Raw genomic sequence first — 15,295 nt, forward strand, 5'->3', positions numbered from 1 at the left:
TTTCGCATTCCGCATTCCGCTGGACGTTCCTACGAGCAGTGATCCGGTGCGAACGCACCGTAGCCACCACGCCCGCCCCGTCCGTATCGTGGGCCGGTGCGCCCACCTCCCGCCGTACCGCCGTCCGATGCCCCGCCGCCCTTCGACGCCCTCGCCGCCCGCCGGCTGCGCGAGGCACTCGGCATGGCGCACGGCCATGTCTCGTACGGGCTGCGCGCCCAGTACGGCCTGGAGGCGGGACCCGATCTGGTGGCCGCCTGGGAAAGTGGGCTGCGGGCGCCCTCGGGGCGCGAAGTGACCGCGCTGGCCGGGGTGTTGTGGTGCGCCCCGGCCGATCTGCTGCAGGCCCCGCGCACACTGCGCGAGCACCGCACGGCGCGTGGGCTGAGCGCCGCGGACCTGGCCCGGCGGGTGGGGGTGGGGCTGGACGCGTACGCACGGATGGAGAAGGCGGGCCGGTGGCGCGGCAATGAGCGGCAGTCCGCCGCGCTGGCCGCCGAACTCGCGCTGTCCTCCGCCGCGTTCATGACCGCGACCGGCCGTGACGAGGAGCTGGCGGAGCTGCTGCGCAGTGCGGTGACGACCCGCTGGCAGGCGTATGTGCGACCGCTGGCCGAGCTGCTGCCGTTCCCCCGGGCCACCCTGGAGGGCGGCGTACTGGAGGACGTACTGCTGCGGCTGCACGCCGACTACCAGTCGCGGATGGTGGCGACGCTGGGGTGGGGCGGTGGCGTGGGGGACGCGGGCGACGGGGCCGCGGGGCGGGAGTTCCTGGAGGGGATAGTGGAACGGTTCTGGGAGCGGGCGGGGGCCTGATTCGCCGCGGGAGCGGGACCTGATTCGCCGGGGGGCCGGGGGGGCTCAAGTCCTTTTTATTCGCCGGACAGTGGCGGCTTGTGGCACTGCGCGGGGTGCCGTCCGGCCCTGCGCCGCGGGCCTTTCTGCTCTGGTGGTACGCCGACGGAGGCGGCAACCGGCACCGGCGCGGCTGTCAACGGTCCCGGCGCCCCCGCACGGAAACGGCCCCGGCCGCCCCCCGATGCGAGGGGGCGGCCGGGGCCGTACACAGTTCCCGGCGTACCAGAAGACGTACTAGAAGACCGACTCGGCCTCGTACATCCGGTTGTCCGGGACCGTCTTCAGTTCGGTGACGCCCTCGGCCAGCGGCACCATCTGGATGCTGGTGCCGCGCAGCGCGGTCATCTTGCCGAACTGTCCGGCGTGCGCCGCCTCCACCGCGTGCCAGCCGAAGCGGGTCGCGAGCACCCGGTCGTAGGCGGTGGGGGTGCCGCCGCGCTGGACGTGGCCAAGGATGACCGGGCGGGCCTCCTTGCCGAGGCGGCCCTCCAGCTCCACGGCCAGGCGGGTGCCGATGCCGGTGAAGCGCTCATGGCCGAACTGGTCGATGATGCCCTTCTCGTACGGCATGGTGCCCTCGGCCGGACGCGCGCCCTCCGCGACACAGATGACGGCGAACTTCTTGCCGCGCGCGAAGCGCTCCTCGACCATCTTGACCAGCGAGTCCACCTCGAAGGGGCGCTCCGGGAGGCAGATGCCGTGGGCGCCGCCGGCCATGCCGGACTCCAGGGCGATCCAGCCCGCGTGGCGACCCATGACCTCGACGACCATCACGCGCTGGTGCGACTCGGCGGTGGTCTTGAGGCGGTCTATGGCCTCGGTGGCGACGCCGACGGCGGTGTCGAAGCCGAAGGTGCGGTCGGTGCCGTTGATGTCGTTGTCGATGGTCTTGGGGACGCCGACGACGGGCATTCCGGCGTCCGAGAGCATCCGGGCGGCGGTGAGGGTACCCTCGCCGCCGATCGGGATGAGGGCGTCGATGCCGTACTTGGCGGTCAGCTCGGCGCAGTTCTCGGCGGCTTCGCGCAGGCGGTCGCGCTCCAGACGGGCCGAGCCGAGGATGGTGCCGCCGCGCGGCAGGATGCCGCTGACCGCGTTGAGGTCGAGGGGGCGGTAGTGACCGTCGAGAAGGCCCTTGAAGCCGTCCTCGAACCCGATGACCTCGTCGTTGTGACCCGCCACGGCACGGTGCACGACCGACCGGATCACTGCGTTCAGCCCAGGACAGTCGCCGCCTGCGGTGAGAACTCCGATACGCATCGTGCTGTGTCTCCTGCTCTTGGTGGTACTTGTGAGCCAGGTTCCAATTGTTCCACGGTCCGAATGCACGGCGCGCTTTCGGATACTCCGGGACAAGCGGGACAGGGGGTCTTTGGCCCTGCCCCGGGGGACCTTCTCCGGCGGGCGCCCTATCCAGCCCCAAAGGTATTGTCAAGGGTGCAAGACCACCCTAACCGTACAAACTCAGCAAAGTTCCTGGTCGGCGCGGTGGCGACGGCCGCTTGGCCGAGACTTCACCACGAGCGGCTTCACTGAGCACGCTTCACTGAGCACGGCTTCACCCAGTACGGCTTCACCGAGTACGGCATCACCGAGTACGACTTCACCGACGACGAGACGGAGAGCACGCGTGACACGCAGCGTGTACGTGACCGGCATCGACCGGGGGGACGGCCGCCAGGTCGTCGAGCTGGGAGTCATGGAACTCCTGACCCGCCAGGTGGACCGGGTGGGTGTGTTCCGCCCGCTGGTGCACGACGGACCCGATCGCCTCTTCGATCTGCTCCGCGCCCGATACCGCCTCTCGCAGGACCCGGCGGCGGTGTACGGGATGGACTATCACGAGGCGGCCGCGCTCCAGGCCGAGAAGGGCACCGACGAGCTGGTCTCCCAGCTGGTCGACCGCTTCCACCAGGTGGCGCGCGGGTACGAGGTGGTGCTCGTGCTGGGTACGGACTTCGCGGACACCCAGCTCCCGGACGAGCTCGCGCTGAACGCGCGGCTGGCCAACGAGTTCGGGGCCTCCGTCATACCTGTGGTCGGCGGCAGGAAGCAGACCTCCGAGTCGGTGCGCGCGGAGGCCCGCAACGCCTATCGCGCCTACGACAGCCTGGGCTGCGACGTACTGGCCCTGGTGGTGAACCGGGTTGCCCCGGCGGACCGCGGCCAGGTCGCCGACCGCCTCAACGACAGCCGGCTCCCGGTCCCCGCGTACGTCCTTCCCGACGAGCCCGCCCTGTCCGCGCCGACGGTCGCGCAGATCACCCAGTCGCTCGGCGGGACGGTTCTGCTCGGTGACGACGCCGGTCTGGCCCGCGACGCCCTGGACTTCGTGTTCGGCGGCGCCATGCTGCCGAACTTCCTCAACGCACTGACCCCCGGCTGTCTGGTGGTCGCCCCCGGCGACCGTTCGGACCTGGTGGTCGGCGCGATGGCCGCGCACAGCGCCGGTACGCCGCCGATCGCCGGCGTGCTGCTGACGCTGGACGAGAAGCCCGGCCAGGAGATCCTCACCCTGGCGGCACGGCTGGCCCCCGGTACCCCGGTGATCTCGGTGGCCGGTGGCTCCTTCCCGACCGCCGGTGAGCTCTTCGCCCTGGAGGGCAAGCTCAACGCGGCCACCCCGCGCAAGGCCGAGACCGCGCTGGGCCTCTTCGAGCGGCATGTCGACACCGCCGATCTGCTGGCCCGGATGTCGGTGGCCCGCAGCGGCCGGGTCACCCCGATGATGTTCGAGCACGAGCTGCTCGAACAGGCCCGCTCGGACCGCCGCCGCGTCGTACTCCCGGAGGGCTCCGAGGAACGCGTACTGCGCGCCGCCGACGTACTGCTGCGCCGCGATGTCTGCGACCTGACCCTGCTCGGCGATGTGGACGTCATCCGCAAGAAGGCCGCCGACCTGGGCATCGACCTCGCCGCCACCCAGCTCATCGACCCGCAGACCTCCGAGCTGCGCCAGTCCTTCGCCGAGCGCTACTCCCAGCTGCGCGCCCACAAGGGCGTCACCGTGGAGCTGGCCTTCGACGTGGTCGCCGACGTGAACTACTTCGGCACCCTCATGGTCCAGGAGGGCCTGGCCGACGGCATGGTCTCCGGCTCGGTGCACTCCACCGCCGCCACCATCCGCCCCGCCTTCGAAATCATCAAGACCAAGCCGGACGCCAAGATCGTCTCCTCGGTCTTCTTCATGTGCCTCGCCGACAAGGTGCTGGTGTACGGCGACTGCGCGGTCAACCCGGACCCCAACGCGGTACAGCTCGCGGACATCGCGATCCAGTCGGCCGGTACCGCCGCCCAGTTCGGCGTGGAGCCCCGGATGGCGATGCTGTCGTACTCCACCGGCACCTCGGGGGCCGGCGCGGACGTCGACAAGGTGCGCGAGGCGACCGAGCTGGTCCGGACCTCGCGGCCCGATCTGCTGGTCGAGGGCCCGATCCAGTACGACGCCGCGGTCGAGCCCTCGGTCGCCGCGACCAAGATGCCGGGGTCCGAAGTCGCGGGCCAGGCAAGCGTGCTGATCTTCCCGGACCTCAACACCGGCAACAACACCTACAAGGCCGTCCAGCGCTCGGCCGGCGCGGTCGCCGTCGGCCCGGTCCTCCAGGGGCTGCGCAAGCCGGTCAACGACCTGTCGCGCGGCGCACTGGTGCAGGACATCGTCAACACGGTCGCGATCACCGCGATCCAGGCCCAGGGCGAGGGGCCGCAGGGCGGGGGCGCGTGACCTGGCGTACCCGTACCCGAAGAGCAGCCCGCACCCCAGCAGCCCGCAGCCCGCAACGCGCAGCCCGCGGCAGAAAGCACGGAGAACGTGACCACTTCCTCCACCGGGGCCCCCGCCCCCACCCGCATCCTCGTCCTCAACTCCGGCTCCTCGTCGGTGAAGTACCAGCTCCTGGACATGAGCGACCACTCTCGGCTGGCCGTCGGACTGGTCGAGAAGATCGGCGAGGAGACCTCCGCTCTGGCGCACACCCCGCTGGCCGGGCCGCGTGCCGGGCAGAAGCGGAACCGTGAGACCCGGTTCGCCGACCACGACGAGGCGCTCCAGGCGGTCGCCGTGGAGCTGGCCGCCGACGACATGGGTCTGGACTCCCCCGAGCTGGCCGCCATCGGTCACCGGGTGGTGCACGGCGGCCTGAAGTTCTCCGCGCCGACCGTCGTCACCGACGAGGTCATGGCGGAGATCGAGCGGCTCGTCCCGGTCGCCCCGCTGCACAACCCGGCCAACATCACCGGCATCAGGACCGCCCAGTCGCTGCGCCCCGACCTCCCCCAGGTCGCCGTCTTCGACACCGCGTTCCACACCACGATGCCGGAGTACGCCGCCCGCTACGCCATCGACGTGGAGACCGCCGACGCGCACCGCATCCGCCGCTACGGCTTCCACGGCACCTCGCACGCCTACGTCTCCCGCAAGACGGCCGAACTGCTCGGCAGGGACCCGTCCGAGGTCAACGTCATCGTGCTGCACCTCGGCAACGGAGCCTCCGCCTCCGCCGTCGCGGGTGGCCGGTGCGTCGATACGTCGATGGGGCTGACCCCGCTGGAAGGCCTCGTCATGGGCACCCGTTCCGGTGACCTCGACCCGGCGGTGATCTTCCACCTGGAGCGGGTAGCCGGAATGTCGACCGATGAAATCGACACCCTGCTCAACAAGAAGTCCGGTCTTGTCGGACTCTGCGGCGACAACGACATGCGGGAAATCCGCCGCCGTATCGACGCCGGCGACAAGCAGGCCGAGCTGGCCTTCGAGATCTACATCCACCGGTTGAAGAAGTACATCGGTGCCTATTCCGCGGTACTCGGCCGGGTGGACGCCGTCGCCTTCACGGCGGGTGTCGGCGAGAACGCGGCCCCGGTGCGGGAAGCTGCCGTCGCGGGCCTGGCGGAACTGGGTCTGGCGGTGGACGCCGGCCTCAATTCCGTACGTTCCGACGAACCCCGGATCATTTCGCCGGAGTACGCGCGGGTGGCCGTGGCCGTTGTACCGACCGACGAGGAACTGGAAATCGCGAATCAGGTGTACGCCCTCGTCAGGCCGCACTCACAAGAGTGAGCACTGGGCCCGTCTGAGCAGCACCCCGCCCATTTGTACATTCCACCAGACGGAATATTCCGCAGCGAAACAAACCGATAGGATCCGCCTTATGCGCCGTTCCAAAATCGTCTGCACCCTTGGCCCCGCCGTCGACTCGCACGAGCAGCTCGTCGCTCTGATCGAAGCCGGCATGAGCGTGGCCCGATTCAACTTCAGCCATGGCACCCACGAAGAGCACCAGGCCCGCTACGACCGCGTCCGCAAGGCCGCACAGGAGACGGGCCGCGCGGTGGGCGTGCTCGCCGACCTCCAGGGGCCGAAGATCCGCCTGGCGAAGTTCGCCGAGGGCCCCGTCGAGCTGGTGCGCGGTGACGAGTTCACCATCACCGCCGAGGACGTCCCGGGCGACAAGTCCATCTGCGGCACCACGTACAAGGGCCTGCCGGGCGACGTCCAGAAGGGCGACCCGATCCTGATCAACGACGGCAACGTCGAGCTCAAGGTCGTTTCGGTCGAGGGCCCGCGGGTGAAGTCGATCGTCATCGAGGGCGGTGTCATCTCCGACCACAAGGGCATCAACCTGCCCGGTGCGGCGGTCAACGTCCCGGCCCTCTCCGAGAAGGACGTCGACGACCTCCGCTTCGCCCTCGCGATGGGCTGCGACCTGGTCGCCCTCTCCTTCGTCCGCGACGCCAACGACGTCAAGGACGTCCACAAGGTGATGGACGAGGAGGGCCGCCGGGTCCCCGTCATCGCCAAGGTGGAGAAGCCGCAGGCGGTCGAGCACATGGAGGGCGTCGTCATGGCGTTCGACGGTGTGATGGTGGCCCGTGGCGACCTCGCCGTCGAGTACCCCCTGGAGAAGGTCCCGATGGTGCAGAAGCGCCTCGTGGAGCTCTGCCGCCGCAACGCCAAGCCGGTGATCGTCGCGACCCAGATGATGGAGTCGATGATCACCAACTCCCGCCCGACGCGCGCCGAGGCGTCCGACGTCGCCAACGCGATCCTGGACGGTGCGGACGCGGTCATGCTGTCCGCCGAGTCCTCGGTCGGCGCGTACCCGATCGAGACCGTCAAGACGATGTCGAAGATCGTCGTCGCGGCCGAGGAGGAACTGCTCTCCAAGGGCCTCCAGCCGCTGGTTCCCGGCAAGAAGCCCCGCACCCAGGGCGGTTCGGTCGCCCGTGCCGCAGCTGAGATCGCCGACTTCCTGGACGGCGAGGCGCTGGTCGCCTTCACCAAGTCCGGTGACACGGCCCGCCGTCTGTCCCGCTACCGCGCCTCCCAGCCGATCCTCGCCTTCACCACCGAGGAGGCCACCCGCAACCAGCTCGCCCTGAGCTGGGGCGTCGAGTCCTTCGTGGTCCCCCACGTGAGCAACACCGACGCGATGGTCGACCTGGTCGACGCCGAACTGCTGAAGCTCCAGCGCTACAACAAGGGCGACACCATGGTCATCACGGCGGGCTCGCCCCCCGGCATCCCGGGCACCACCAACATGGTGCGGGTGCACCACCTGGGCGGCGAAGAGGCTTCTGCCTGACGGCAGTTGGCTGATCCTGCACGCGTCTTGGTACGTGTGTGAGCTGTGTACGCGTGTGAGCTGTGTACGCGTGTGAGCCTGATACGTACGCGAAGGGCGGGCCCGGAATCCGGGCCCGCCCTTCGGGGTCGGCGCACAGGTGCGGTCAGTTGGCCGCCGCCTGGCCGGTGCCGGCCCCGGTGAAGTAGTTGTGCAGCCCCGGCACGGTCAGCGTGCCGCCGAACTGGCCCGCCTGGGTGACCCTCGCCTTGGTGAACATCGCGATGGGGACGTTCAGCGGGGGCGGGGTCTCGGGGCTGAAGGTGACCGGGATGAGGCCGAAGAGGTTGCCCTTCAGTTCCTCGGTGTACATGGTCACCGTGCCCTCGCGCAGGGTCGAGGTGGAGCCCTTGCTCGCCTGGACGTGGCCGGTGGTGCCGTTCGGGCCGACCGTCGTCTGGTGCAGGTCCTTGATGTCCGTTTCCTTGGCGGTGAACTTCAGGACCTTCTTGATCTTGCCGCTGCCGGTGCGGACCTCCACGATGCCCTCGTAGTTGAGGCCGCGCAGGGTGAGCATCGACGTTTCCAGGACCCACGGGTCGTCCGGCAGGTCCGGGATGCCCGGCTCCAGCTTGGCGTCCGCGAGGGCCTTGGGGTCACCGGTGGCGCACGGGAAGGGGATCTTGCCGTCGGCGTTCGGGACGAGGTCGGGCTTGCCGTCGCCGTCCTGGTCGAAGTCGGCGACCTTGAGGCCCAGCTTCTCGGCGGCCTCGCGGATCGTCTTCTCGGTCTTCTCCGCGGCGGCGTCCGCCTTGGCCTTGGTCTCCTTGGCCGCCTTGTCGAGGGCGTCCTTGGCTTCCTCGGCCTTCTTGTCCGCGTCGGCCTTCGCCTTGGCGTCGGCCTTCTCGTCGGCGTCGGCCTTCGCCCCGGCGTCCTTCGGGGCGGGCGCGTCGGCATCGGCGCCCGCGGGCTTGTCCGCCTCGGCGGCAGGGGCCTTCGCCGGAGTGTCCGCCGTCTCCTTGGGAGCGGGCGCGGAAGTGGTCGGCGCCGGGGTCGCCGGGGCCTCCTCCTTCTTGCCGCCGAGTCCCTCGAAGAAGTCCTTGATCTTGGGGCCGACACCCAGCGGGTCGAGCGGGTTGTTCGACTCCGTCTCGGACGGGGTGGGCGTCGGGGCCGGTGCCGCCTCGCCCGCGGGCTTCTTGGCGGCCGGGTCGGCGGCGTCGTCCGCCTTGTCCGGCGTACCCGCCTCGCCGGGAGCACCGGTGGCACCCGGGGTGGGGGTCGCGTCCGGCTTCGTACCGTCCTTGGCCTCGTCCTTCGCCTTGTCGGCGTCGTCCTTGCCCGCGGCCTCGTCCTTGGCCTTGTCGTCCTTGGCGTCCGCGTCCTGGTCCGGCTTGCCGTCGCCGTCCTTGTCGAGCTCGGCGTCCGGCTGGGTCACGCACGGGCCCGGGGCGAACGGGTTCGCCGGCTCGTCGGCGGCCATCGCCAGCTTGGGCGTCAGGCTCATCCCGACGAACACCGCCGTCGGCATCGCCGCGAGGGCCAGGGCCTTGCCCGCCGGCATGTGGAACTTGGTCAGCAGCGACTTCCGGGGGGCCGCGTGGCGCGGCCCGCTTCTGCCCCGCGCCTCCTCTCCCCCACTCACGGTCTCCTGGGTCTGGTCACCCCGCACTGTTCCTCCTGCCATCGGCGTCGACAGATGTCTCGGTCGTGTTCGTGCCCGGGCCGGTTCCCGGTCCCTCGCTCTTGGAGAAGTTCGGTCCGGCGGACTGCGACGGCACCTGCCCGAGGGCCATCGTCTGCTCGGCCGCGGGCGTACCGCCCGCGCCCGGCTCCGTACCCGCGGCGGGGGAAGAGGCGTCGGGGGACGGCTCGGCCTTCGGCTTGTCCGGCGCCCAGGCGATGGACATCGCACCGCCCATCAGGGCGAACAGGAAGCCGACCAGGAACCCGCCGATGTTCGACACCGGAATGGACACCAGCGCCAGCAGAATCGCGGCCACACCTGCGAAGACGCGGACGATGGAGTGGTACCACATCGTCAGGCCCAGCGTGACCAGCAGAACGCCGATGATCAGCGATCCGGCGCCCGCGGTGGTCGCCATGGTGAGCGTGAGCGCGCCCATTTTGAGGTCGTTGTACGGGAAATACATGATCGGGACGCCACCGATGATGGTGAAGAGTCCCGCCCAGAACGGCCGGACGCCTCGCCATGCGCGAAAGCGCAGCCGCCAGTAGTGGAAATCGCGGCTCTGGCTCGGAACCGAGGTCTCGGCGCTCATGAAAACAGCTCCCTGGAACCGGTGTTGCTGTGCAGAAGAAAGAGGGAGGGAGAGCGGGCGGGACACCCCCGGCAATGCAGGCACCTAGCGGTGCCCCGCCCGCAACGGAGTGCTTAGTAGCACTCCTTGACGCCCTTGTGCAGGCGCAGGTTCAAGCCGCTGAGCTTGAAGGTGCCCGCCGAGGTCGCCCAGGCGCGCTGCTTCACCTTCGTCAGAATGGCCCGGTCGGCCTGCTGCGCGAAGCCGAAGGGGTTGGCCTTCGTGCCCTTCTGGATGCCGGGGCCCTTGTCGGCCTTGCCGGCCGCGACACCGATGTCGATGTTCTTGAACTCCGCGTCGGCGTCCAGGTCTGCGACGTCGAGGTAGATGTTCTCGGCCTTGACCGGCGCGCCACCGGAGCCACCGGCCTTCAGCATCAGGCTGATGCTGCCGAAGATCGGGACGTCGGGCGTGACGACCGACTGGCACATGTTGGTGATCTCGGCGGTCTTGAAGCCGGAGACCGCGACCGGGTGAGCGGCCGGGTTCCCCTTCAGGTCCGTGCCCTCGGCGATGCTGCCGTACTGCACGAAGCCGGTGCCGTCGAGCTTGTCGGCCGTGACCTTGAAGTCCTGGCCGGAGACGCTGAACGATGCCGCCAGCGCACCCTGGGCCATGGCCACGCCTATTGCGGCGGTGGCGGCCACGCTCGGGACCATGACGACGGCGAAGCGACGCCATCTGGTTCCACCGCGTACTGCTGAGCTCATGTACTTTCCTCCTTCTCGGACGTACATCTCCGGTTACGGGCGGGGGCCCGTCCTGGGATGGGAGAAGTGCTACGTCCTCGGAGTACGAAAGCCCGCGTCGGAGCGTCAGGCATGAGCCACGTCCCAATCACCGGCGATCACCCCCGAGCGACAACCACTGGCCACGCGTTCGCGCAACCTGCTGGACAGGCCCCGCCCGTTGAGGCGGAGACCCCCCTGTCCAGAGCCGGCACCACTGCTGCCGACCCACCCGGTGGGGACCCTTGGCAACCCATCCCCGACCGGCTTGTCAGGTGTGGGTAAAGGACCGAGCGTGGCCGATCGTGGTGCATTGACGGGCTCGGCACAAGGGGGTTCGTTACTCGCTAGTAACGGGGCGATAACCGAAGGGCCGCCGCGCGGACTCACAGGGTCGCGGACGGCTGCACGGGGTGACGCGGAAAAACGGGTGATTGCCACAAGAAGGCGGACAGAAGGGCGAGTTCGCCTTACTGCAAGTAACAGCGGCCGCGATTACCAAGTTTTGGTAAAGCGCGGCCGCGTTCTGTCACTGTGTCGCCAAATCTCCGCGATGCGGAAGAGCATCACGGGTTCCCCGGAGACGGTTGGGGTTTAAACACCCAGCCGTTCAGGGAGTGCACCTCAGGAGTCTCAGAAGAGCACCCTGGCAAGCGCCGTACGGGCCTTGGCGACCCGCGGATCGTCGGCGCCGACGACCTCGAAGAGTTCGAGCAGCCGGACCCGGGCGGCGTCCCGGTCGTCCCCCGCGGTGACGCGCACCGTGTCGACGAGACGCGAGAAGGCGTCCTCGACATGGCCGCCCGCGAGGTCCAGCTCGGCGGCGGCGATCTGCGCGGCCGGGTCGGCCGGGCGCTCGGCCGCGTCCTTGCGGGTCTGCTGGGGGTCCAACTGCGTTACGGATGCGAGCAGTTCGGCCTGCACCAGGCCGGCCTTGGCGTCCGGGTTCGCCGGGTCGTCCGCGAGCACGTTCTTGTACGCCTGTACGGCGCCCGCGAAGTCATTGGCGTTCAGCGCGTCCATCGCCGCATCCAGCAGCGCGTCGTAAGGACCGACCGGAACGGCGGCCTCCGCGGCCTCGCCCGCCTCCGGGGCGTCCCCGTCGGCGACCTGGATGCCGGTCAGCCCGAAGCGCTCCTCGCCGACCTGGATCAGCTGGTCGAGGGTGGCGCGGATCTGCTGCTCGGGGGCGACGCCCTGGAAGAGCGGCAGCGCCTGCCCCGCCACCACCGCGAAGACGGCCGGAATCCCCTGGATCCCGAACTGCTGCATCAGCATCTGGTTGGCGTCGACATCGACCTTGGCCAGGACGAAGCGGCCCTTGTACTCCTGGGCCAGGCGCTCCATCAGCGGGCCGAGCTGCTTGCACGGCTCGCACCACTCGGCCCAGAAGTCGATGACGACCGGGACCTCGGCGGAGCGCTGGATGACGTCTGTCTCGAACCCTGCCTCGTCGACGTCGAAGACGAGGTGGGAGGCGGGCACGGCTGCGGTGCCACCCTGCCGGGCGGCCTCGGCGCGCGCCTGCTCCGCCTTCTGCCGGGCCTCGCCGGCCGCTTTCACCGCGGCGAGATCTACGACGCCGCTCATGGACATGTTCCTAGGCTGCATGCGTACATCCTCCCCCCTCGGCGGCCGGTTCAGAAAAGGCCGTGACCTTACTGCGGAACTGCGGTACTACTCACGTGCGCCGAGAGCCCGTGGCTGGCTCTTCTCCTACTGGGGCGGCGCCGGGTCCCCACCTGGCGCCAGTGGTTGTCGCTCGGCCCGTCCGTGCTTCCGTCGTGGTTCCGTCCGGAGACTCGGCAAGGCTTTCGCTACGGGTCGTAGCGTAACTCGAAGATCTTGGCTCGTGCACGGTGATCTCGCTCACGAACCCTTGCGGGGGGCCTGCGGAACCCGCCCTACTCGCCGGTATGGTCTCCGGCATGTCCACCCCCGCCACTCCCTCCACGCCGCCACCAGGCGCCTCGCAGCAGCCTCGTCCCGGCCGCCCCCGCAGCCTCGCCGCGGACGCCGCGATCCTGGAGGCGACGCGCGACGCGCTGGTGGACCTCGGCTGGTCGAAGCTGACGATGGGCGATGTGGCGCAGCGGGCCGGAGTGGCCAAGACGACCCTCTACCGGCGCTGGGCACACAAGAACGAACTGGTCGTCGACGCGGTCGCGGTTCTCTTCGACGAACTCGAACTCCCCGACCGGGGCAGCCTGCTGGAAGACGTGCAGGGAGTCGTCCTGCAGTTCGCGGCGCTGCTCCAGCGCCCGGAGACCAAGACCGCGCTGATGGCGGTGGTCGCCGAGTCCACCCGTGACGAGGCCCTGCGGACACGGATCCGCTCGGCCATCGTCGACCGCCAGAAGCGGCTGGTCCTGCTCGGCCGGGAACGCGCGCAGGCCCGCGGCGAACTGCCGTACGAGGAGTCCTCCGTACAGGCAGCCCGCAACGCGGACCTGATCTTCGATGTGATCGCCGGTGCGGTCGTCCACCGGGCGCTGGTGAGCGCGGAGCCGGTGGACGAGGCATGGGCACGCAGTTTTACGTCGCTGCTGGTGAGCGGTCTCGGAGGGATCCCGCAGGACTCGTAGTCCGCGGTCTCGGACCTGGTAGCGGTCCGGCGGTCTCAGACCTGGTAGCGGTCCGGCGCGAAGAGGTGCACGTTCTCCGCGACCCACTCGCTGGTCCGCTTCAGCCCGTCCTCCAGCGACATCTCCGGCTGCCAGCCCGCCCACTCCCGCGCCCGGGTGTTGTCGGACAGCAGCCGCTCCACCTCGCTGCCGGCCGGCCGCAGCCGCGCGGGGTCGACCACGACTTCCGCGTCCCGCCCGGACGCCGCGATCAGCGCCTGCGCCAGCTCGCCGATCGCGATTTCCCGCCCGGTCCCGAGGTTGACCGTCTCGCCGAGGGCCCGGTCGCACTCCGCCATCGCCAGGAAGCCCCGCGCGGTGTCCGTGACGTAGGTGAAGTCCCGGGTCGGCGTGAGCGAGCCGAGCTTGATCTCCCGTGCCCCGGAGTGGAGTTGCGCCAGGATGGCCGGGATGACCGCCCGCGCCGACTGCCTCGGACCGTAGGTGTTGAACGGCCGTACCACCGTCACCGGCAGCTCGAAGGCGTGGTGGAAGCTGAGCGCCGTCATGTCCGCGCCGATCTTCGACGCGGAGTACGGCGACTGCGGCTGGAGCGGGTGCTGCTCGCTGATCGGGGCGGTGAGGGCGGTGCCGTACACCTCGCTGGTGGAGGTGTGGACGAGGCGGCGGACGGCGTGCCGGCGGCAGGCCTCAGCGATGTTCTCGGTGCCGACGACGTTCGTCTGGACGTAGGCGCCGGGCGAGGCGTAGCTGTACGGGATGCCGATCAGTGCGGCGAGGTGGAAGACGGTGTCCATGCCCGCCACCGCGTCCGACACCCGCCCCGCGTCCCGCACGTCGCCGGTGAACATCTCCACCTGGGCGTTGCTCAAGTGGTGCTTCAGGAACCCCTTCTCCGCGTACGGCTTGTAGTGCACGAAGGCCCGCACCCGGGCGCCCAGTGAGACCAGCAGGTCGACGAGCGTGGAGCCGATGAAGCCCTCGGCGCCGGTGACGAGGACCTTGCGGCCGTTCCAGTCCAGTCGGTCGGATCGGTCGTTGCTCATGTGGTGTGCTCCAAATCGCGCTGTACGGAGGTGAGTTCGGGGAGCCGGGCGAGTCGCAGCACCTGGGCGGCGAGCAGGTCGGCGGCCTGGGCGTGGGTGCTCGGGCCCGCGGCCCGGCCCATGGCGTGCAGCCGTGCCGGGTCGGCGAGCAGCGGTTCGACGAGGGAGGCGAGCCGGTCGGCGGTGGTCTCGGCGTCGGGCAGCAGATGCGCCGCGCCGGCGTCGGAGAGCACTCGCGCGTTGTGCGTCTGGTGGTCGCCGGGGGCGTGCGGGTACGGCACGAGTACGGCGGGAACGCCCACGGTCTCCAGTTCGGCGACGGTCGCCGACCCGGCCCGGCAGACCACCAGATCGGCGGCGGCGTACGCGAGGTCCATCCGGTCGAGGTACTTCACGACCGTGGCGACGGGATTGCCGCCGACCCGCTGCCGGGTCTCCTCCAGCTTGGCCGGACCCGTCTTGATCAGCAGGTGTACGTCGTCGCGCCCGCGCCACCGCTCGGCGAGCCCGACGGCCGCCTCGGTCAGCCGTACGGCTCCCAGGCTGCCCCCGTTGAAGAGGACGAGCCGCGCCCCGGCCGGTATCCCCATCGCCCGCCGCGCCTCGGCCCGCAGCCCCTCCCGGTCGAGGCGGGCGAGGGACGCGGCGATCGGCATGCCCACGGTCATGGCGTTCTGCCCGCCCGCCAGATGGGCCCGGCTCCGGTCGAAGGCGATGGCGACGTTACCGGTCAGCCGGGCCGCGAACTGGTTCGCCCGCCCGGGGACCGCGTTCGACTCGTGGATGATGCTCGGCAGCCCGGCCATCCTCGCGCCGACGATCACGGGCGCACTGGGATAGCCGCCCATCCCCACGGCGACCTGCGCCCGCTGCTCCTTCAGGATCGCCCGGGCCTGCGCCCCCGACTTCAGCAGTGCGGCGGGCAGCAGAAATCTCCTGGCGCCCAGCGACGGGTCGAACGGAATCATGTCGACGGTGTGCAGCCGGTACCCGGCCCCAGGGATGAGGTCCGTCTCCAGCCCCCGGGTCGTCCCGACGAACGAGATCACGGCGTCGGGCACGGCCCGGCGCAGGGCCTCGGCGAGTGCGAGCCCCGGGTAGATGTGGCCCCCGGTGCCGCCCGCCCCGATCACAACTGAGAGTGGTGTGCGCATGGCCGCCACACTCACGAAGCCCCCTAAGAAGCTTCTAAGA

Annotated in this window: 12 protein-coding genes; 5 read left to right on the forward strand and 7 right to left on the reverse strand. The window is 70.1% G+C overall.

The genetic code is table 11. The features are described 5' to 3' along the window. Positions 1–96 precede the first annotated feature (96 nt). Entirely contained in the window at positions 97–816 is a 720-nt protein-coding gene (locus ACIA73_RS04610; RefSeq protein ID WP_399436812.1) for a helix-turn-helix domain-containing protein, read from the forward strand. Positions 817–1,092: 276 nt separating this feature from the next. Here the strand turns inward: ACIA73_RS04610 and ACIA73_RS04615 are convergent, their stop codons facing one another. Continuing rightward, the gene (locus tag ACIA73_RS04615; RefSeq protein ID WP_399436813.1) at positions 1,093–2,118 is read right to left on the reverse strand and encodes an ATP-dependent 6-phosphofructokinase; all 1,026 of its coding nucleotides are present in this window, start codon (positions 2,116–2,118) and stop codon (positions 1,093–1,095) included. Between the two features lie 370 nt (positions 2,119–2,488). Between ACIA73_RS04615 and pta the strand changes: the two genes are divergently transcribed. The 3 genes from pta to pyk all read left to right on the forward strand — a co-directional run bounded on the left by pta (position 2,489) and on the right by pyk (position 7,442). Next, the gene (gene pta, locus ACIA73_RS04620) at positions 2,489–4,582 is read left to right on the forward strand and encodes a phosphate acetyltransferase (RefSeq protein WP_399436814.1); all 2,094 of its coding nucleotides are present in this window, start codon (positions 2,489–2,491) and stop codon (positions 4,580–4,582) included. An 87-nt stretch (positions 4,583–4,669) separates the two neighbouring features. Next, positions 4,670–5,917, forward strand: a complete 1,248-nt coding sequence (locus tag ACIA73_RS04625; protein ID WP_399436815.1) for an acetate kinase — start codon at positions 4,670–4,672, stop codon at positions 5,915–5,917. Between the two features lie 91 nt (positions 5,918–6,008). Next, the gene (pyk, locus tag ACIA73_RS04630) at positions 6,009–7,442 is read left to right on the forward strand and encodes a pyruvate kinase (RefSeq protein WP_399436816.1); all 1,434 of its coding nucleotides are present in this window, start codon (positions 6,009–6,011) and stop codon (positions 7,440–7,442) included. A gap of 145 nt (positions 7,443–7,587) precedes the next feature. Here pyk and ACIA73_RS04635 read toward each other — a convergent pair whose 3' ends face one another. From ACIA73_RS04635 to ACIA73_RS04650, 4 genes are all read right to left on the reverse strand, one after another. After that, positions 7,588–9,093: a hypothetical protein gene (locus ACIA73_RS04635; RefSeq protein WP_399436817.1), complete on the reverse strand. Its 1,506-nt coding sequence runs from the start codon at positions 9,091–9,093 to the stop codon at positions 7,588–7,590. Next, positions 9,083–9,703, reverse strand: a complete 621-nt coding sequence (locus ACIA73_RS04640; protein WP_399436818.1) for a DUF6114 domain-containing protein — start codon at positions 9,701–9,703, stop codon at positions 9,083–9,085. The genes ACIA73_RS04635 and ACIA73_RS04640 overlap by 11 nt, the downstream gene beginning before the upstream one ends. Before the next feature lie 113 nt (positions 9,704–9,816). Further along, complete coding sequence (locus ACIA73_RS04645) at positions 9,817–10,452, reverse strand: DUF6230 family protein (protein ID WP_399436819.1); 636 nt, start codon at positions 10,450–10,452, stop codon at positions 9,817–9,819. A gap of 651 nt (positions 10,453–11,103) precedes the next feature. Further along, positions 11,104–12,081: a tetratricopeptide repeat protein gene (locus ACIA73_RS04650; RefSeq protein ID WP_399436820.1), complete on the reverse strand. Its 978-nt coding sequence runs from the start codon at positions 12,079–12,081 to the stop codon at positions 11,104–11,106. Positions 12,082–12,398: 317 nt separating this feature from the next. On the opposite strand from ACIA73_RS04650, the gene ACIA73_RS04655 reads away from it, so the two are divergent. Next, a complete protein-coding gene (locus ACIA73_RS04655; protein WP_399436821.1) occupies positions 12,399–13,055 on the forward strand; it encodes a TetR/AcrR family transcriptional regulator in 657 nt (218 codons plus the stop codon). 35 nt (positions 13,056–13,090) lie between these two features. Here the strand turns inward: ACIA73_RS04655 and ACIA73_RS04660 are convergent, their stop codons facing one another. Together ACIA73_RS04660 and ACIA73_RS04665 are read right to left on the reverse strand one after the other, a co-directional pair. Continuing rightward, positions 13,091–14,101, reverse strand: a complete 1,011-nt coding sequence (locus tag ACIA73_RS04660; protein ID WP_399436822.1) for a GDP-mannose 4,6-dehydratase — start codon at positions 14,099–14,101, stop codon at positions 13,091–13,093. Continuing rightward, complete coding sequence (locus ACIA73_RS04665; RefSeq protein ID WP_399436823.1) at positions 14,098–15,255, reverse strand: UDP-N-acetylglucosamine--N-acetylmuramyl-(pentapeptide) pyrophosphoryl-undecaprenol N-acetylglucosamine transferase; 1,158 nt, start codon at positions 15,253–15,255, stop codon at positions 14,098–14,100. The genes ACIA73_RS04660 and ACIA73_RS04665 overlap by 4 nt, the downstream gene beginning before the upstream one ends. Between the last annotated feature and the right edge of the window lie 40 nt (positions 15,256–15,295).

The organism is Streptomyces sp. NPDC051561 (assembly GCF_044454195.1).
In the GTDB taxonomy this organism is placed as follows: Bacteria; Actinomycetota; Actinomycetes; order Streptomycetales; family Streptomycetaceae; genus Streptomyces.